This window comes from Hydrogenophaga sp. T66 (genome assembly GCF_057219855.1).
The window spans coordinates 34,712-53,702 of record NZ_JBXVVX010000002.1 but is presented as its reverse complement, the minus strand read 5'-3'; the positions used below and the strand labels follow the sequence as shown (position 1 = coordinate 53,702).

The 18,991-nt window shown below is 70.2% G+C and carries 15 protein-coding genes; 3 read left to right on the top strand and 12 right to left on the bottom strand.

Annotation, left to right across the window (positions count from 1 at the left end):
• Positions 1-11: 11 nt before the first annotated feature.
• A complete protein-coding gene (locus AC2D80_RS09210; protein ID WP_484632720.1) occupies positions 12-1,706 on the bottom strand; it encodes a hypothetical protein in 1,695 nt (564 codons plus the stop codon).
• A 107-nt stretch (positions 1,707-1,813) separates the two neighbouring features.
• Positions 1,814-3,481 (bottom strand): tetratricopeptide repeat protein, encoded by a 1,668-nt coding sequence (locus tag AC2D80_RS09205; protein WP_484632719.1) that lies wholly within the window; start codon positions 3,479-3,481, stop codon positions 1,814-1,816.
• A 210-nt stretch (positions 3,482-3,691) separates the two neighbouring features.
• Between AC2D80_RS09205 and AC2D80_RS09200 the strand changes: the two genes are divergently transcribed.
• A complete protein-coding gene (locus AC2D80_RS09200) occupies positions 3,692-5,680 on the top strand; it encodes a hypothetical protein (RefSeq protein ID WP_484632718.1) in 1,989 nt (662 codons plus the stop codon).
• Positions 5,681-5,756: 76 nt separating this feature from the next.
• On the opposite strand, the gene AC2D80_RS09195 is transcribed toward AC2D80_RS09200, so the two are convergent.
• Genes AC2D80_RS09195 through AC2D80_RS09180 form a run of 4 tightly spaced genes read right to left on the bottom strand, consistent with a single transcriptional unit; the run spans position 5,757 to position 9,285 of the window.
• Entirely contained in the window at positions 5,757-6,629 is an 873-nt protein-coding gene (locus AC2D80_RS09195) for an urease accessory protein UreD (protein WP_484632717.1), read from the bottom strand.
• Positions 6,626-7,402 carry an ABC transporter permease gene (locus AC2D80_RS09190; RefSeq protein ID WP_484632716.1) on the bottom strand — a complete coding sequence of 259 codons (777 nt, stop codon included), beginning with the start codon at positions 7,400-7,402 and terminating at the stop codon, positions 6,626-6,628. Before AC2D80_RS09190 ends, AC2D80_RS09195 begins: the two co-directional genes overlap by 4 nt.
• A gap of 7 nt (positions 7,403-7,409) precedes the next feature.
• Positions 7,410-8,243 (bottom strand): ABC transporter ATP-binding protein, encoded by an 834-nt coding sequence (locus tag AC2D80_RS09185; RefSeq protein WP_484632715.1) that lies wholly within the window; start codon positions 8,241-8,243, stop codon positions 7,410-7,412.
• A 13-nt stretch (positions 8,244-8,256) separates the two neighbouring features.
• Entirely contained in the window at positions 8,257-9,285 is a 1,029-nt protein-coding gene (locus AC2D80_RS09180; protein ID WP_484632714.1) for an ABC transporter substrate-binding protein, read from the bottom strand.
• 164 nt (positions 9,286-9,449) lie between these two features.
• Here AC2D80_RS09180 and AC2D80_RS09175 point away from each other — a divergent pair, with 164 nt between their 5' ends.
• On the top strand, positions 9,450-10,022 hold the full coding sequence (locus tag AC2D80_RS09175) for an Mpo1 family 2-hydroxy fatty acid dioxygenase (RefSeq protein WP_484633315.1): 573 nt from the start codon (positions 9,450-9,452) through the stop codon (positions 10,020-10,022).
• A gap of 72 nt (positions 10,023-10,094) precedes the next feature.
• Here AC2D80_RS09175 and AC2D80_RS09170 read toward each other — a convergent pair whose 3' ends face one another.
• The 5 genes from AC2D80_RS09170 to AC2D80_RS09150 all read right to left on the bottom strand — a co-directional run bounded on the left by AC2D80_RS09170 (position 10,095) and on the right by AC2D80_RS09150 (position 17,263).
• A complete protein-coding gene (locus tag AC2D80_RS09170) occupies positions 10,095-12,377 on the bottom strand; it encodes an NADP-dependent malic enzyme (protein WP_484632713.1) in 2,283 nt (760 codons plus the stop codon).
• 189 nt (positions 12,378-12,566) lie between these two features.
• Positions 12,567-13,832, bottom strand: a complete 1,266-nt coding sequence (locus AC2D80_RS09165) for a M20/M25/M40 family metallo-hydrolase (protein WP_484632712.1) — start codon at positions 13,830-13,832, stop codon at positions 12,567-12,569.
• Entirely contained in the window at positions 13,829-15,622 is a 1,794-nt protein-coding gene (gene uraD / locus AC2D80_RS09160) for a 2-oxo-4-hydroxy-4-carboxy-5-ureidoimidazoline decarboxylase (RefSeq protein WP_484632711.1), read from the bottom strand. Before uraD ends, AC2D80_RS09165 begins: the two co-directional genes overlap by 4 nt.
• Positions 15,623-15,626: 4 nt before the next feature.
• Positions 15,627-16,574: an allantoinase PuuE gene (gene puuE / locus AC2D80_RS09155; protein ID WP_484632710.1), complete on the bottom strand. Its 948-nt coding sequence runs from the start codon at positions 16,572-16,574 to the stop codon at positions 15,627-15,629.
• Complete coding sequence (locus tag AC2D80_RS09150; protein WP_484632709.1) at positions 16,571-17,263, bottom strand: GntR family transcriptional regulator; 693 nt, start codon at positions 17,261-17,263, stop codon at positions 16,571-16,573. Before AC2D80_RS09150 ends, puuE begins: the two co-directional genes overlap by 4 nt.
• Before the next feature lie 73 nt (positions 17,264-17,336).
• Between AC2D80_RS09150 and uraH the strand changes: the two genes are divergently transcribed.
• Complete coding sequence (uraH, locus tag AC2D80_RS09145; RefSeq protein ID WP_484632708.1) at positions 17,337-17,690, top strand: hydroxyisourate hydrolase; 354 nt, start codon at positions 17,337-17,339, stop codon at positions 17,688-17,690.
• A gap of 16 nt (positions 17,691-17,706) precedes the next feature.
• Here the strand turns inward: uraH and AC2D80_RS09140 are convergent, their stop codons facing one another.
• Positions 17,707-18,975, bottom strand: a complete 1,269-nt coding sequence (locus AC2D80_RS09140) for a methyl-accepting chemotaxis protein (RefSeq protein WP_484632707.1) — start codon at positions 18,973-18,975, stop codon at positions 17,707-17,709.
• Positions 18,976-18,991 lie beyond the last annotated feature (16 nt).

Genomic DNA, 18,991 nt, shown 5'->3' with positions numbered 1-18,991 from the left:
GCGGCAGCGCGTCAGGCCGGGGCGTGGTGGCCGAGTGCCCGGGTGCAGGCGTGGTGTGCCTCGTGGTGCGCCACGCCGACGGCCATCAGCAGGTCAAACAGGCCTTCCAGCGCCTCCATCAGCGGCTGCGGCGGCAGCGCGTGGGACACGCCCTCGGTGTGCGCGGTCACGAAGCCCAGCAGCCACTCGCCATCGTCGCGGTGCAGGCCGGTGTGGCCGAAGCGTTCGAAGCGGGCCATGAGCGCGTGCAGCCAGGCCACGGTCACCCACGGGGCCTGGAAGCGGGCTTGCACCCGGGCCAGGCCGTGCAGGGTGTCCCGGGTGAGGGCGTGGGGGGGATGGCGCTCGTCCGCCAGCATGGCGTGGGCCAGCGCCTGTCCAGCGGCGAGGCGGTCGGTGAGCGGGCATTGCAGCAGCAGGGCCTGTGCCATCGCCTGGTGCGCGTGGGTGGTGGCGTGGGCCTGGCCGAGGGCGTGCACCAGCCGCTCCAGGCCGTCCGGGGTGGCGAGGGCACCGCGCACCAGGCCCGGCATCCACGCGTCGGTGTCGATGCCGCCTCCGAGCAGGGCGCGCAGGGCCAGTGGTGCGTGGTGGGCGAACGACGGGGCCAGCAGCGCTTCCAGCACGGCCTGTCGCGGATGGTGCCGTCCCTGCTGATCGAGCCACGCGGTGTGCCGCCGCGGCAGCCAATGCCACACCAGCGGCCAGGCGTCGCCGTCGCCCGCGGTGGCCAGGGCGCCGACCGTGTGGTGCAGGCGCACGAGCGCCATGCACGGGTGGCGCCGGCCGGCGCCGGTCAGGCTCAGGCCGGCGGCGTGGGTGAGGGCGAAGAGGATGCGGTGGCGCAGGCGGCTGCCGGCCTCCTGGCCCACGCGGGCGCACAGGGCCAGCAGGGTTTGCACCGCCTCGTCGCCGACGGGGGTCAGCAGCCAGTGGTCGTCGCACGCCGTGTGACCCACGCGGATCACCGGCGGGTGGCGGTGCATGAGCCAGGGGGCGCCGCTGTCTGGCGCGGCGTGGGTCGCCTGGGCGCTGGGGTGCTGGTCCAGCAGGGTGGCGAAGCCGGTGTCCAGCGCGATGGCGCCGAGGTCGCCGATCAGGTCGTGCAGGCCGTGCAGCGTGGTGTCCTCGCTGAGCGCGTCGAGGGTGTGGCGCAGGGGGTCCGGGGCCAGCCGGTCCCAGCGGGGGAGCAGCAGGTTGCGCGCCCGGCGCTGGGCCAGGTCGGCTGCCATCGACGATCCCCCGGGCGGCAGCAGGGAGAGCGCGTGCGGCACCCAGAAGGGCAGGGGACCGCTCTGCGCCACCGCCTGCTCCAGCAGACCGAGCGCCACGGCGGTCGGGTCGCTGGCACCGGCGAAGCTGGCGATCAGCGCGTGGACCACGTGGTCGTGGCGGTGGTCGTGGCGGTTGGCGTGGTGGTGCAGGTGTTCAACCAGCCGGCCGATCACCGCGGCTTCGACCGAGGGGTGGCGCAGGCGCGCGGTGTGCAGGACGCGCACGAAGGCCTCGTGGTGGCGGGCGGCGCGTTCCTGGTCGACACCGTCCACGCCGCGGCCTTCGAGCTCGTCGAGTGCGGCCAGCAGATGGGTCTGGGCTTCGGGAAGCGGGGTGTCCGGGTGGAGGATGTGGGCGGTGTCGAGCGTGAGCAGGAGCGGACCCGGGGGCGGACGCAGGCGGGAGCCGAAGGGCGTGGGGGTGGTGTTCATGGCGGCGCGACGGTGAAGGAGGCCGCCATCGTGCGGCGCCCGGCTGCCGCTGTCGCTCGGGCCGATGCCCGATCGGCCCGCTACCCCAGGCCCCGCGGAGACCGGGATCAGGCCACCATCGCCTCGTCGAGCAGGCCGGGGCGTTGTGGCGTGCGGAAGCCCGACGGCAGGGGCACCGCGCCGGCATCGCGGGTCTCGCCCATGCGCACCGGCGCACCCTTGAAGCGGGCCCGCAATTCGTCCACCCGTGGTTCCAGATCGTCGGCGTCGGGGATGCGCGCGCGGTAGCGCTGCAGCACCTGGTGGGCGGATTCGAACAGCTTGGCGTTGAGCGTGCGCTCGCCTTCGGCGATGAGTTGGGTCACGGTGCCGCGCGGATCGCCGCGCAGCGTGAGCTTCATGGCCTCCTCGGTGAGCTTGAGGATGGTGGCATGGCCGCCGCGCAGGATCTCTGCCCAGCCCTCGTGTCCCCGCGCAGCCCCGTGCAGGACCTCGCTGAGTGAGCGGCTGCTGCCAAACCGCAGCGCGAGCCGCTGGACGGTGTTTTCGTGGTCGGGCGGGGTTTGGCCCCGCTGGTGCAGGCGCACCATGACACCGAGCAGGTTGCAGGCCGCCTCCAGGTCGAATGCGGGCTCGCCGATCTGCCCTGCCACACGCAGCACGGATTCGGTGGCCCGGCTGCCCTGGCCGTTGTGCAGCGCATTGATCGCCTCCGCGACCTCCAGCAGGCGGTGCGGCCGCTCCGGCTCAAAGCTGCGGTCGCGCAGGCGCGTGAGCTGGTCCACACAGCGCTGCAGGCCTTTGCCGTCGTTGTTGTCGAGGCGGGCGAAGGCGAGCAACACCAGGGTCTGTGGGTCGTAGAGCTTGGAGTCCAGGCCGAGGCGTGTGGCCCGGTCGAGCAGCTCGAGGGACTCGGCCCGGTCGCCGGCGTACCAGGCCAGCATGCCGTGCTTGAGCAGCCGACTCACCGACCCGGGCGTGAGCCGCGTGGCGGTGGCGTAGGTGGCCAGCGCGTTCTGGAACTGGCCCAGTTCGAACTGGGCGCGGCCCATGACGTCGTAGGCGTCGGCATAGTCGTTGTCGTCGCGCACCAGGCTCTCCAGCGTGCTGAGTGCGCGGGCGGGCTGGCCCGATTCCAGCTGCGCGCGGGCCACACCGAGCCGGGCCCAAGGCACCGTCTTGGCCTCGATCACAGCCTCGAAAAGCTTTTGCGCGTCGTCGATCTGGCCGGCGCGCAGCATCAGTTCGGCGCCGATTCGCGCGGCGTACAGCCAGTAGGGCTGGCGCGACTCGAAGCGCGCCTGGCACAGCATCGAGGCGGTGTCGAAATCCTCGGCGTCGATGGCGGCAAAGATGTCGTGCAGCGCGCGCTTGCGCTGGCGCGCCTGCAGGATGCGCTCGGCCAGCCGCGCGCCGGTGTGGGGTTTGAGCAGGTAGGCGTCGAGCGCGGCCTCGGCCGCCTCGGCCACCTTGGTGTAGGTGGCTTCGGCGGTGATCATGATGAACACCGTGTAGAAGGGCAGCAGCTGGTTGCGGCGCAGGTCGTCCAGCAGCTCCTGACCGGAGCCGCTGTCGCGGTCGAAATGCTGCTCGCAAATGATGACGTCGAAACGCGCGGCTTCCAGCTTGCGCCGCGCTTCGTGCAGCCGGGAGCACTGCACCACGGTGCCCACGCCGATGTCGCGCAGCTGCGATACCAGGATCGAGCGCGACTGCGGGTTGCCTTCGATCACGAGGGCGCTGGATTCGTGGAGCGGTGGTTGGGTTGCAGCCATGGTGGTTCAGCCCGGCGCATGGCCGGGTGCTGCGATTGTGGGCAGCCTGACGCGCTGGCAGCGGCCGGAATTGGGCCTGGGAGATAGCCCATTTCATCCCTTTGGCCGCTGGGGGAGGTTGCCCGGCGACGCAGTTGGGCGTTTGACGGGATGGCGACACGCCGATCACCCTTCGACACTGATTTCATCGAAGATCGGTGGAGATCAATCATGTTGGGATGGCTGGAATGGGATGAAGCGAATCAGCGGTTGCGCGTGGTAATTCCGCCGTGGAACTGCGTGGACGGACCTCGTCTGTCTCCTGGCGATGCGAAGGCCAAGACCGCCGAGGTGATGGACTTGGTCAAGGACATGAAACTCAGTCAGAAGTTGCGTGTGTCCATCAGAAACTCTCTGGGGTCGGCGATCGTTTGGTTGTCAGAGGACCTGTTCGAGTTCGCGCTGGAAACCCTGGTGATGTATGCCAATCTCAATCCTTCGCTGTTCGACAAGCGAGGCGAGTTCGGGAAGCTGATCAATCCGCCGTTTAGCGATCTGATCGCAGCCAAAGTGGACTGCACCAAGCAGATCGAGGATCTTCAAACCGTCGCATTGCTGCTGACGTCCACCACCCGGCGTGTGTTTCTCAACGACTTGGTGTCCCGCGCGCGCGAGAAGCTGCATGACGATCACAGCGTCGTGGCGCCGCACGCGTCCATAAATCAGTGCCTGAACCGGTTGGACAGCATGCTGCTGATTGCGTCCCCCGGGCTTCCAGACCCAACCGGAGGGGCACTCATTCCGGCGAATGCCGATCAACAGAACACGCAGATTCGCCGTCTCGTCCGCCGGTTGCTGTTTTCCATGGACTGCAAATTCCATCGGGACGTTTTGGTCAGGTTTGAAGCGCTGGTCAAGGCGAACCGCGTGGGCGTCGTTCATCGGGTAGCGCAGCGCGTGGAGCAGCTCGGCGCGCAGTTTCCGCTGTTCTCGCTTTGCGAAGCTCTCTACATGAAGCTCAACGAGGTGCTGAACTGCCAGGATCCTAGGCAGCTCGCCGACGAGGCGACCCTGGCGGATGACGTGTTCTCCAGGGCGGCCATGTGGATCGAGGGGTGTACCGGCATAACCTACCGTCTGACGCGCGGTTACTTGATCTCCCTTGGAGATGCGAGGCCGCTGTCGCCTCAGCTGCAGCGGAGCCACGACTTGCTGACCCAGCAAAGCGGCTTGTCCGCAGCGCTGCGCATCGCTCGACGTAAGCGCTGGTTGTTGGGTCAGGTACCGGCCGTACCAGCCCTGACCCTGACGGCTGATCCCGCGGCCGCAACGACCGATGACCCGGTCCATGCATGGCCGGTGGACCGGATTGTTCGATGGATCAACGGCCCTGTGACCGGCAAGAACGCGGGTAAAGCCCTTTCAGACCCCGATACGCTGGCGGCCCGAGACAAACTCCTGCTGAACAATGATCGCAAGCGCAGCGGTGCGGAGGTACAGAACAAGCCGGAGGAAGAAGATCTGGCCCTCACCGAGATTCAGGCGAAGGAAATCGTTTGGCAGGGCTTGATCCAGTCGGCGGAGTACCTGCGTGACGACCTGCGGGACCTTGGTTCGCTGGCAGACAGCCTGGGCGTGAAGGGGAAAGAGCGGGAAGCCGCCGTCGACGCATTGCGGAGTCTCGAACAGGCCCTCGCAGATATTCAGTCCACGAAGAGGAAACTGAACGTGGCCGCCGCTCAGATGAGATTGGTGCTTGCCGACAGCTGCGCGGAAACATTGCGGGCGGCGATCAAGCCCGTTAAGGCGGCCACGGATCGATTGCTTAAGTTCGGGGAATGCCTGAGCCAGCGCTTGATCGAAGAGGCGCTGATCGTCGGCAAGCGACACGGAGGGGTGATCGGTTGCCCGATGCCTTTGGACCAGTGGGCTGCGGTGCGTGACCGCTATCACCAGCGGTATTGCTCGGTGGTCCAAACGGTGTTCATGGATGAGAGCCGTGTGTTGTTATCCAGCGATCAAGCGCTGGCTCTCCACGTGACCGGCAGCAGTCAAAGCGGATACGCGTTCGATGTGTCGGTCCATTTGTGGCAACGCTACGATGAATCCAAGGACGATCCCTTTGATATGGAGTCCACGGAGGCATTCCCGAAAATGAACACCCGTGGGTGGTTCGACACCTTCCAGACCTGCGCCGTCCTGCACGTCGAGCGTCTTTGATCCGATTGCTATCTGGGGCGAGCCGACGCCCTTGCGCTGCTCGCTCCAGTCCGTGGAGGGGTGAGGTCGGGTTTTCTCAGACCCGCCAGATCCGCGGCGGTCGGTCCGGCAGGCCCCAGGCGGTGTGGCGCAGGGCGGCCCACGCCTGCTGGAACAGCGCCATCAGCGGTTCCACCACCGGCGCGGTGGCGCGCAGCACCACCAGCTGCGGGTGGGGCGCGGTGGCGCCCGCTCGGAGATGCTCCGACGGAGCCGGCAGCGCGCTGCGCAGCGCGTCGAGCAGGGCGTCGCGCCGTTCGCGCGGCAGCGCTTCGCCGCGCGCAAACACGAGGGTGCCCAGGCAGCGGTGGCCCCCGAGGCCCAGCGGGCTGTCGAGCAGGCGGCGGTCGCCGGCGTCGAGGGTGGCTTGCTCCAGCCAGTGGTTGCCCAGGCTCAGCCGCTGGCGCAGGCGTCCGCGCACGAAGGGTTGGCCTGCCGCGGGCAGGCCAAGGGCGGTCACGTCCCAGGCCAGCAGCTCGCCGTCGGGCGCGAGCGTGGCGGCCCAGTCGTTGCGTGCCACGCAGTCGGGGAAAGCGATGGTCTCCAGCGGCACCCATTCCAGCCGCGCGCCGTGGTCGACCGTCAGGCGCACGCGCTGCGTGGCCTCTGCGCCTTCGCTGCGGTAGAAGCGGGTGGCCCCGGGGGTGGAGACCAGCCCGTGGGCGCCGGCGTGTGCGTGGACGGCGATGACCAGCTCATCACCGCCGACCAGTCCGCCGGGCGGGTGCACGATCACCTGGTGGCACACGCCCGGGCCCTCGGGGTACAGGGTCTTGAGCACGCGAAGCGGCCCGTCGTGGGAGAAGCGGGTCACGCTGCGTCCGGCCTCGGCCACGACATCGAGCGCCAGGCGTGCGCGCCAGCGCGCCGCCACCGGGGCGGCCGATCCCAGCACCTGGGTTGGGTTCATGAGGCCTGCGTGCCGCGGTGCGCCCAGCCCGTGGTGTGCTTTTCCACCAGGCTGAACAGCTCGTACATGGCCATCGCCATCAGACCCACCACCAGCAGGCCGCTGAAGGCCAGGCCCATCTGCATCGACGACCCGGCCGAAATGAGCAGGTAGCCGATGCCCTCGTTCGAGGCGGTCATCTCCGACACGGTGGTGCCCACAAACGCCAGGGTGATGGCGACCTTCAGCGAGCCGAAGAAGTAGGGCAGCGAGCGTGGCAGCCCGACCTTGGTCAGCACGTCCCAGCGCTTGGCGCCGAGCACCCGCAACACGTCCTCCAGCTCCGGCTCCAGCGTGGCCAGGCCGGTGGCGATGTTCACCATGATCGGGAAGAAGCTGATGAGGAAGGCGGTGAGGATGGCCGGTCCGATGCCGATGCCGAACCACACCACCAGGATCGGCACGAACGCCGCCTTGGGCAGCGCGTTGAATGCCGTCATCAGCGGGTAGACCGCTGCGTAGGCCAGCCGCGAGCTGCCGATCAGGAAGCCGAGCAGCACGCCTACCACAATGGCGATGCCAAAGCCGGCCATCGTGACCCAGAAGGTGCGCCAGGCGTGGCCGAGGATGGTGCTCTGGTGCTCCAGCGTCTGCGCCCAGATGCGCGAGGGGCTGGGGAAGATGAATTCGGACACGGCGAAGCCGCGGCAGATCACTTCCCACACCACGACGATCAGCAGCAGCAGGAGCCAGGGCGCGAAGCGCTCGATGTTTTTGCGTTGTCGGGCGTTCATGACGGGCTCATTGCGGGAGAGAGGCGCCGGGCTTGCGCAAGGCGCCGATGTGGCCGCGCAGCTCTTGCACGACGTCGGTGAAACCCTTGGTGTAGGTGACTTCCAGGTCGCGGGTGCGCGGGATGTCGATGTCGCGCCGGACCACGAAGCGCCCCGGGCTTTTGCTCATGCAGTACACGGTGTCGGCCAGAAAGACCGATTCGCGCAGGTCGTGCGTGACGAGGACCACGTTGAACCGCTGCGCTTCCCACAGGTCGCGCAGGGTGCACCAGAGCTCCTCGCGGGTGAATGCGTCCAGCGCGCCGAAGGGCTCATCGAGCAGGAGCATCTTGGGCTCGTGGATCAGCGCGCGGCAGATGCTCGCGCGCTGCTGCATGCCGCCGGAGAGCTCCCACGGGTACTTCTTCTCCATGCCGCCCAGCCCCACGCTGTCCAGCAGCCGCCGGGCGCGGTCCTCAAACTCGCGGCGGCGGTCCTTGAACTGCTGCCGGTACGGCTCCACGATTTCCAGCGGCAGCAGCACGTTGTCCAGCGTGGTGCGCCAGGGCAGCAGGGACGGCGCCTGGAAGGCCATGCCCGAAATCTTCAGCGGCCCGGTGACGGGCTGACCGTCGATGCGGATGCGGCCGCGGCTGGGCATCTTCAGGCCGGTGGTCAGCTTCATGAAGGTCGACTTGCCGCAACCCGAGGGCCCCACGATGGCCACGAAGGCCCCGCGCGGCACCTGCAGGTCGATCGCCTCCACCGCAAACACACCCTGCGCCAGCAGGGATTCGTTGTAGGCCAGCCAGACGTCGTCGAAGGCGATGAAGGCGTCGCCTTCGCTCGTGTCCTGGTTCATGCGCGCTCCCGCCTCAGCGCCGGGCCGGCGGCAGCACGTTGAGGGCGGCGGCGGCTGGCAGCAGGCTGCCGTTCCACACGGCGTCGGGGTTCACGCGGGTCTTGGTGCCGAAGGCGTCGGACACCTGCGAGGCCATCAGCGCCAGACGGCCCGGCACCACCTGACCAAAGCCCTCGCGGCGGGCGTCGGGGCTGGCCACCACGGCGTCGATCGCCAGCTGCAGCCGGCGCGTTTCGAGCGCCACGTTGATGATGCCGTCGCGCGCCTTCACGCTCTCGATGGCTGCGGCCGGATTGGCCATCACCTCGCCGGCGCCTTTGGCGAACGCGGCGAGGAAGGCGCGCACCGCGGCCGGGTTGTCCTTGAGCAGCTTGGGGCTGGCGATGATGACGTTGCCGTACAGCTTCACGCCGTGTTCCGCGTAGGGCATGACCACCACGTCGGCCGGCTTGACGCCGCGCGCCTCCAGGTTGAGCAGCGAGGTGAAGGAGAAGCCGGTGATGGCGTCGATGTCGCCGCGCACCAGCATGGTCTCGCGCAGGGGCGGGTCCATCGAGGTCCAGGTCGGCGCGGCCAGGCCGTTGGCCTTCTGGAAGATCGGGAAGGCCTTGCGGCCGGCGTCGAACACCGGCGCACCGAGCTTTTTGCCGTTGAGATCGGCGGGCTTGGTGATGCCGCTCTTCTTGAGCGCCAGCACGGCCGCGGGCGTGTTGTTGTAGACCATCATCACGGCCACCGGCTTGTTCGGCGCGTCGGGATTGTTGGCATGAAACTCCATCAGCGCGGCCATGTCGGCAAAACCCATGTCGTAGGTGCCGGAGGCCACGCGCGTGACCGTGCCGCCCGAGCCGTTGCCCGCGTCGATGCTCACGTCCAGCCCCGCCGCCTTGAAGTACCCCTTGGCCGCCGGGTGCAGGAACAGGGCGGCGGGCCCCTCAAAGCGCCAGTCGAGCTGGAACTTGATGGGCGTCTGGGCGTGGGCAAGCCCGGCGGTCAGCAGGCCGGCGAGTGCGAGGGTGTGCAGGAACTGGCGTTTGTGCATGGGGACTCCGTGAGCGGTGCGCGCGGTGGTGCGCGGGTGCGGTGTGATAAGCAATTCTGGTGCCAGCCTTGGGGCGCTCGCGTGCTCCGGGTTGGTGCGGTGGCGCGCGGCCCGCGTCCGGTGTAGCGTCATGGGCGACTATCGACCGGAAGAGACGACCCATGATGCCGCAGACCCAGGCCCCGAGCCAGTCCCCGAGCCCCGCCCCCGGCGGTCCCTTGCTGGACCGCCTGGCCGACTACGCCGCCTACCACCGCGACCGGCGCAATATCGCCACCCACTTTGTGGGCATTCCGATGATCGTGCTGGCCGTGCAGGTGTTGTTGTCGCGGCCTTCCCTGGGGGCGGCCGGCCTGACCCCCGCCCTCCTCGCGTCGCTCGCCGCCGCCGTCTGGTACCTGCGGCTGGATGCGCGTTTCGGGCTGGTCATGACCGCGCTGCTCGCGCTGGGCCTGTGGGCGGCGCAGGCGATGGCGGCGCTGGCCACGCCCGCCTGGCTGGGCGCCGGGTTGGGCCTGTTCGTCGTGGGCTGGGCCTTCCAGTTTCTCGGCCATCTGTGGGAAGGCCGCAAACCCGCGTTCGTCGATGACCTGCGCGGCCTGATCGTCGGGCCGCTTTTCGTGGTGGCCGAGGCCGGATTTGCGCTCGGCTGGCGGGCGCCGCTGCGCGAGGCGATCGAGCGCCGCGCCGGTCCCCTGCGGCGCGGGCCGGGCGGCACGTCGTCCGTGGCAGGCTGACCGCCACGTGAGCGCCGAGTGAGCGCCGATTGAGCGCCGATTGACCGCGGGCGAACCCGCGGTCGGCTGGGCTCAGGCGCGCCCGGCCACGGCCAGCGCGGTCATGTTGAGCACCCGCCGCACCGTCGCGGCCGGCGTGAGGATGTGCACCGAGCGGGCCGCGCCCATCAGCACCGGCCCCACCGTGACGCCGCCGCTGGTGGTGGTCTTCATCACGTTGTAGAGGATGTTGGCCGCGTCCAGGTTGGGGCAGATCAGCAGGTTGGCCGAGCCGTGGAGCGTGCTGTCGCCGAGGTAGGCGGCCCGGATCTCCGGCTGCAGGGCGGCGTCGCCATGCAGTTCGCCGTCGCACTCGATGCCCGGGTGCGCCGCGACGAACAGGTCGCGCGCGGCGGCCATCTTGCGGGCCGAGGCGCGCTTGCTGGAGCCGAAGCTCGAGTGCGACAGGAAGGCCACCTTGGGCGGCAGTCCGAAGCGCTGCACCTCCTGCGCCGCCATGCCGGCGATTTCCGCCAGTTCCTCGGCGCTGGGGTCTTCGTTTACGTAGGTGTCGGCGATGAACACGGGGCCGCGGTCGGTCATGAGCGCGTTCACGGCGGCGTACAGGTGGGCGTCGGGGCGCCGGCCGAGGATGCTGTCGATGCGCTCCAGGTGGGTCATGTAGCTGCCCACCAGACCGCAGATCAGCGCGTCGGCGTCACCCAGCGACAGCATCAGCGAGCCGATGATGGTGTTGGAGCGGCGCACGGCGGCCTTGGCCACCTCCGGCGTGGCGCCGTGCCGGGCCATCAGGCGGTGGTAGTGCTCCCAGTACTGGCGGAAGCGCGGATCGTCCTCGGGGTTGACGTTCTCCACGTCGGTGCCGAGCTTCATGCGCAGGCCGGCCTTGGCGATGCGCGCCTCGATCACCGCCGGGCGGCCGATCAGGATCGGGTGCGCCAGGCCGTCGTCGATGGCCAGCTGGGCCGCGCGCAGCGCGCGCTCGTCCTCGCCGTCGGCGTAGGCCACCCGCTTCTGCCCCGCCGGCACGGCGCGCGCGGCGTTGAAGACCGGCTGCATCAGGATGCCGGTCTGGTAGACGAAGCTGCCCAGGCGCTGGCGGTAGGCGTCCATGTCGGTGATCGGCCGCGTCGCCACGCCCGACTCGGCCGCGGCCTGCGCCACCGCGGGTGCAATGCGCAGGATCAGGCGCGAGTCAAACGGCTTGGGGATCAGGTAGTCGGGGCCGAAGCTCAGGTCCTGACCGGCGTAGGCGTTGGCCACCTCCTCGCTGGTCTCGCTTTTCACCAGGTCGGCGATCTGGCGCACGCAGGCCAGCTTCATCGCTTCGGTGATCCGGGTGGCGCCGCAGTCGAGCGCGCCGCGGAAGATGTAGGGGAAGCACAGGACGTTGTTGACCTGGTTCGGGTAGTCGCTGCGGCCGGTGGCGATGATGCAGTCGGGCCGAACGGCCTTGGCCAGCTCGGGCCGGATTTCCGGCTCGGGGTTGGCCAGCGCCAGGATGATCGGACGCGGCGCCATGGTCTTGACCATCTCGGCCGTCAGCACGCCCGGGGCCGAGCAGCCGAGGAACACATCGGCGCCGTTGACCGCATCGGCCAGCGTGCGTTTGTCCGTGGCTTGCGCATAGCGCTGCTTGGACTCGTCCATGCCGCCCGGGCGGCCCTGGTAGATCACGCCCTTGGAGTCGCACACGAAGATACGCTCGCGGCTCACGCCGAGTCCCACCATCACATCCAGGCAGGCGATGGCCGCCGCGCCGGCGCCGGACACCGCCACCGTGACCTCGCCAATCGGTTTGCCCACGAGTTCCAGGCCGTTGAGCAGCGCGGCGGCGCTGATGATGGCGGTGCCGTGCTGGTCGTCGTGGAACACCGGGATGTTCATGCGTTCGCGCAGCTGCTTCTCGATGTAGAAGCACTCGGGCGCCTTGATGTCCTCGAGGTTGATGCCGCCCAGCGTGGGCTCCAGCGCGGCAATGATCTCGACCAGCTTGTCCGGGTCCTTCTCGGCCAGCTCGATGTCGAACACATCGATGCCGGCGAACTTCTTGAACAGGCAGCCCTTGCCTTCCATCACCGGCTTGCCCGCCAGCGGGCCAATGTCACCCAGGCCCAGCACGGCGGTGCCGTTGGTCACCACGCCGACCAGGTTGCCGCGGCTGGTGTAGTCGGCGGCCTTGGTGGGATCGGCCTGGATGGCCAGGCAGGGGTAGGCCACGCCGGGCGAGTAGGCCAGCGACAGGTCGCGCTGGTTGGACAGGGGCTTGGTCGGGGTGACGGCGATCTTGCCCTGGCGCGGGCTGCGGTGGTAGTCCAGCGCGGCGTCGCGCAAGGCTTGTTCGGCGGGGGTCATGCGTTGTCTCCGTGGTCGGTCGCCGCGCGGCCGGTCTGCCGGCGCGGCGGGCGGCCATTGTGCACCCGACCCAGGCCGGGCGCGGTGGGGTGGGCCTTTGGTGGGCGGTCCCGCGGCTACCTGCACTGAACGCCGCCTCTTGCGAGCCCGGGCGGCGTTGCCGGGTGCTTGGATCAGTGGGACAACCCGCTAGGCGGGCGTGGCCAGCAGCGCAGCGAGCGCGCGCGCAACCACACGCGTGGCGCCGTGCAGGTCGCTGAGTTGCAGGTGTTCGTCGGCCCGCTTGGCGTTGGACTCGCGCACGCTGCGCGGCCCGGCGCCGTAAATCACGCCGGGGATCCCGTGTTCGCCGTAGAGCCGCACGTCGGTGTAGAGCGGCGTGCCGACCACCGGCACCGCTTCGCCAAACACCGCCTCGGCCTGCACCTGCAGCGCGCGCGCCAGCGTCTCGTGGCCGGGGCGCGGTTGCAGCGCGCGCGCGAGCAGCAGACGGCGGACCTGCACGTCGAGCGTGCGGCCGCCGCGCGGCGGGGCGAAGTCGGCGGCTGCGCGGGCGATGGTGTCACGCAGCGCGGCCTCCACCACGGCCGGGTCTTCCTCCGGGATCATGCGGCGGTCGAGCTTGAGCACCACCTGGCCGGGAATCACGTTGGTGTTGGTGCCGCCTTCGATGCGCCCCACGTTGAGGTAGGGGTGGGTGATGCCCTCCACGTGGGAGCGCACGCCGAGGTAGTCGCGGTTGAGCGCGTACAGGGCGCCCAGGATGTGGACGGCGCCCTGCAGCGCGTCGGTGCCGGTGTCGGGGATGGCGGCGTGGGCCATCTCGCCCCGCACGGTGACTTCGAGTTGCAGGCAGCCGTTGTGGGCGATCACGACCTGGTGGCTGAAACCCGCTGCGATCAGCGCGTCGGGCCGGGTCAGGCCCTGCGCCAGCAACCAGCCGGGGCCGCACTCGCCGCCAAACTCTTCGTCGTAGGTGAAGTGCAGTTCGACCGCGCCGTGCAACGGCGTGCCGGCGGCGTGCAGCGCCTGCAGGGCGCGCAGCGCGTAGGTGTAGGTGGCAAAGTCGCTTTTGCTCACCGCGCTCGCCCGGCCATAGAGCGCGCCGTCCACGATCTCGCCGCCGTAGGGGTCGCGCGTCCAGCCTTCGCCGGGGGGGACCACGTCGCCGTGGGCGTTGAGCGCGATGGTCGGGCCGGGCCCGAAGCGGTGGCGCACGATCAGGTTGGTCACGCTCTGCAGGCCGGCGGCGCGCACCGTCGCTTCGGGCACCGCATGGCGCTCGACGGTCAGGCCCATGGCCTCCAGCAGCGCGGCGGTGGTGTCGGCGTGGGGTGCGTTGTGGCCCGGCGGCGTGTCGGTCGGCACGCGCACCAGCGCCTGCAGAAAGCGCACCTCGTCGTCGAAATGGTCGGCGATCCAGCGGTCCAGGGTGGTGTGGGTGTCGGTGCTCATCGGGTGGCTGGTGTGTCGAGGTCGGCGAGCAGTTGCTCGAAGGCGCGCAGGGCGAGTTCCATGTCGTCGGCGGTGGTGGACTCGAGCGGGTTGTGGCTGATGCCCCCGTTTTGTCCGCGCACGAACAGCATGGCCTGCGGCATCACGGTGTGCAGCTTCATCGCGTCGTGGCCGGCGCCGCTGGGCAGGCGGTGCAGCGGCAGGCCAAGGGCCTCGACCGCGCGCTCCCAGCGCGCCTGCCAGGCCGGGTCGCTCGGCGCGGCACTGGCGCGCACGGTTTCGGTCAGGGACACGTCCACGCCGCGCCGGCTGGCGATGGCGTGCAGGCCGTCGAGGATGTCGCGCTCCAGCGCGTCGCGCTGCGCGTCGCTGGGCGCGCGCAGGTCGAGCGAGAAGCGGCAGCGGCCCGGCACCACGTTGATCGAGCCACCGGGCACCTCCAGGATGCCCACGGTGGCGACCGCGTCGGCATCGCGCGCGGCGCGCGCCTCGGCCAGCAAGGCGATCTCCGCCACCGCCGCCGCGGCGTCGCGCCGCCGGTTCATCGGCGTGGTACCGGCGTGGCTGGCCAGTCCGGTGACCTCGCCCGTGTAGCGCACGCTGGCGTTGATGGAGGTGACGATGCCCAGCGGCAGCCCGGTTTCCACCAGCACCGGTCCTTGCTCGATGTGCACCTCGACGAAGCCCAGGTAGCGGGCCGGATCGCGCCGCAAGGCACCGATGGCGTCCATCGTGGCGGGCAGGCCGGCGCTGCGCATCGCCTCGCGCATGGTGACGCCGGCCGCATCCGCCTGGTCCAGCCACGCCGGGTTGAACGCGCCGGTCAGGGCGCTGGAGCCGAGGAAGGTGGCCTTGTAGCGCTGGCCTTCCTCCTCGGCGAATGCGACCACCTCGATCGCGTGCCGGGGGCGTTCGCCGCGCTCGCGCAGGCGCTGCACCGCGAGGATGGGCAACAGAATGCCCAGGCGGCCGTCGTGCGGGCCGGCGTTGCGCACGGTGTCGTAATGGCTGCCGGTGAGCAGGGCGGGGGCCTCGCGGTCGCGCCCGTCCAGGCGCCCGACGACATTGCCCACGGCGTCGATGCGGACGTGGTCGAAGCCGGCCGCTCGCATGCGGTCGGCGATCTCGGCGGCGCAGGCGAGGTGGGCGTCGCTGAGGTAGGTCACGGTGAGCTGCCCGGCCTCGGCCCAGCCGGGCTCGCTGTGGCGCGCCAGGGCCGCGTGCCAGTCCCAGAGGCGCGCGCCGTCGATGGGGGACGCCCCGAACTTGTCGGCCAGACGGATCTCGGCGATGCGGTGGATCTGCCGCAGACACTCGGCCCGCTCCGCGTCCGGCGGAAGCGCAAGGCGCCGCGCGAAGCTGTCGATGATCTCGGTGCGACTCAGGCCGGTGCCTCGCGGGCCGCGCACGGCCAGGATGAAGGGGTGGCCGAAGCGCGTCCGGTAGGCCTCGTTGAGGGCCTGCAGCCGCTCGAATTCGGCGGGCGTGCAGTGGGTGAGGCCGGCGCGTTGCTGCTCGCCGGTGGACTCGGCGGTCAGCGTCCCGGCGACCATGGCCCGGCCGGCGAGTTCCGGGTGGGCGCGGATGAGGGCGATCTGTTCGTCGGGGCTGGCGGCGTCGAGCGCCCGCACAAGGGCCCATTTCAGGGCCGCCAGGCTGGGGAACCCGTCCGCGGGCCGGGTCGCGAGTGCCCGCTCAACCACCCAGGGGGAGTGTTCGTACAGGCCGTCGAGCAGGGCGGCGGCGTCGGCCGGCGAGGCGGCGTTGAACTGGTCGAGCGTGAGGGCCATGGCGTCAGGCGGGTTGGGGCAAGCGGGCGGCCCAATGGCGTGCGATGTCCAGGCGGCGGGCCACCCACACGCCTTCGTGCGACTGGATGTGGTCGAGGAAGCGTTGCAGCGCGGTGATGCGGCCCGGTCGGCCCAGCAGGCGGCTGTGCATGCCCACGCTCATCATCTTCGGCCGGTTCAGCCCCGCCGGATCGCCTTCGGCGTACAGGGCGTCGAAGCTGTCGCGCAGGTACAGGAAGAACGGATCGGCGTGGGAGAAACCCTGCGGCAGCGCAAAGCGCATGTCGTTGCAGTCCAGCGTGTAGGGGACGATCAGCTGGTGGACCGTGGTGCCGTCGGTCTTGAGCACCTTCATCCAGAACGGCAGGTCGTCGCCGTAATAGTCGCTGTCGTAGGCGAAGCCGCCGAAATCGGCGACCAGCCGGCGGGTGCGGGGGCTGTCGCGGCCGGTGTACCAGCCCAGCGGGCGTTGGCCGGTCAGTTCGGTGATCAGGGCCATGGCCTGCGCCATGTGGGCGCGCTCGGTGGCTTCGTCCACCGACTGGTAGTGAATCCATTTCCAGCCGTGGCAGGCGATCTCGTGGCCGAGTTCGCCGAAGGCGGCCGTCACCTCGGGGCAGCGCTGCAGCGCGGTCGCCACGCCAAACACGGTGAGCGGCAGGCCGCGCCGCTCAAACTCGCGCAGGATGCGCCAGACCCCCGCGCGCGCGCCGTACTCGTAGATGCCCTCCATGCTCATGTGGCGCTCGGGGTAGGCGGCCGGGTTGAACAGTTCGGAGAGAAAGGTCTCGGACGCCGGATCGCCATGCAGCACGCAGTTCTCGCCGCCTTCCTCGTGGTTCAACACAAACTGCACGGCGATGCGCGCGCCGGCGGGCCAGCCGGCGTGGGGTGTGTCGCGGCCGTGGCCGCGCAGGTCTCGGGGGTAGGGGGCGGTGGCGTCGTAGGTCATTCGAGGGTCTGGGCAAGGGCCCGGGCGAGGTCGTTGGCGGGGGCGGGCCGGTCAAACCGCAGGCTGTCTTCCACGTGGCGCAGGTGATCTTCCATCAGGCGCACAGCCTGGGCTTCATCCCGCGCCGCCAGCGCCCGCACGATGGCGACATGCTCCTCGCCGGAGTCGGCGGCGGCCTGGTCGCTCTGGTACATCAGCGTGATGAGCGCGCAGCGCGACACCAGGTCCCGCAGCAGCTCCGCCAGCACCTCGTTGCCCAGCAACTCGGCCATGCGCACGTGGAAGTCGCCCAGCAACTCGACGCGCTGGTGCGGCGTGCCCGCGCGCACCGCCTCCTGCTCGCGCGACAGGTGGGCGCGCAGGGCGCGCAGGTGGGCTGGGGTGGCCGCGCGCACGAAGGCCCGGGTCATCTCGGCCTCCAGCATGCGGCGCACCGCAAACACCTGCCGCGCCTCCTCGGGCGATGGCGTGGCTACAAAGGCGCCGCGCGCGGGGGCCAGCGACACGAGCCGGTCGCGGGCCAGCTGGTGCAGCGCCTGGCGCACCAGCGTGCGCGACACGCCGAAATGGTCGGCGAGCTTCTGCTCCACCAGCTTGGTGCCCGGCGCGAGGCGGTGTTCGACGATGGCGCGCGTGAGCGCGTCCACGATCTGGCCGGTGCTGGTGGCGTCGGTGCGGGTGAAATCCATGCCGCGATGGTAGTGCTGAATGCACAAACTGTATACACTTTAGACGCCAAGACCACCACCGCGGAGACTTCCCATGGGCCTGAGCACCCACGTTCTGGACACGATGCACGGTTGCCCGGCCGCGGGCATGGGCGTGGCCTTGTACGCCACCGACGGCGAGCGCGCGACCTTGCTGCGCGCATTCACGCTCAACGCCGACGGCCGCAACCCGGACGGGCTGCTGATCGATCACGCGGCGTTGCGGGCGGGGACGTTCCGGCTCGTGTTCGACGTCAAGGCCTATTTCGCCGGCCGCGGCGTGGCGCTGCCCGAACCGGCCTTTCTGGACCGTGTGAGCCTGGATTTCGGCATCGCCGACCCCGCGGCGCACTACCACGTGCCACTCCTGGTCAGCCCGTGGAGCTACGCCACCTACCGCGGCAGCTGAGCGCGACCGGACGACCTCAGAACAGCTCGATGCGCGGGCCGTTGGCCGTGGCCAGCGCCAGCGGTGGTGCGTCGGGCGCGCCGGTGTCCTCGGTGGTCGCCGGCTCGTCCAGCACGGCCACGGCCGCCCCCAGCGCCGCGGCGCCGCCGGTGGCCATCGCGTGGGCCACGCGCTGCGAGTGCATGACGTAGTTTTCGGTCCAGCGCGCCAGCAGCTCTTCGAGCATCACCGGCGGGGGAGGCGCTTCCCCGTCCAGCAGCTGGTAGACCTGCGAAAAGTGCTCGGACAGGCTGGCCATGGCGTCGTTGATCTGCTCAAGCAGCTGCCGGTTGATGTCCTGGAACTGCATGTCCCCGAGCGTGTCCACGATGTCCTGGGTCACGCGGCCCATGCCGCTGTCCATGTCTTCGGTGAGCGCACCCAGGTAGGGCACGACCTCGGCCAGACGTTCGTGGCTGTGGCGTACGTGTTGTGCGATCGCCCCGAGGCGGTCCCCCGCGCTGGCGCCCGACAAGGCCTGCGCCCCGTCGGCGTGGCTGCCGATGGCCAGGCTGGCGGCGGCGATGCCGGCGCCGATCTCGCGCGCGGCCTCCGCGGTCTGGGCGGACAGGCGCCGCACCTCGGTGGCCACCACCTTGAAGCCGGCCCCTTCCGGGCCGGCGCGCGCGGCTTCGATCGAGGCGTTGATCGAGATCAGGTTGGTCTGGCGCGCGATGTCGCTGATCAGTTCGGCCAGCGGCGTCAGGCGCTGCACCTGGGCGGCCACCGCCTGCACCCGCGCGTGGTGCTCGCGCTGCGCCGCGTCGGCGCGCTGCTGGTGCTCGGCCAGGCCGTTGAGCGCCTGGGCCTGGTCCTGCGCCTCCCGCAGGGAGTCGTCCGACAGGTGGTGGGAGTGGGCCACCGCGGCGCCCACGCGCTCACGCAAGGCGCGGGCCTCGCGGTGCACGCGGTCGAGGCGCTCCATCATGGACATCACGGCCGTCTCCGAGGTCTGGATCGTGGCTTGCACCTGCTGGCGCAGCACGCCAAAGGCCTGCTGCAGGGTGCGGATGTCCTGCGCCACGGCCCGGGTGGGATCGTGGGGATCGACCTCCCGCGTTCGGGGCGCCCGGCCGGCGAGGTTGAGACCAAGCGCCGTGCCCGCGACCACACCGGCCAGGCACCAGACCACGGCCGCGCCGTCCACCGGCGGCGAGTCGAGCACGAGCAGCAGGGCTGCCAGGGCGAGCAGGGCGGCGGGCAGCGCGTGGCCGCGCCAGCGGCGGGAGATCGTGCGCAGGCTCATGGCGGGCTCCTCAGGT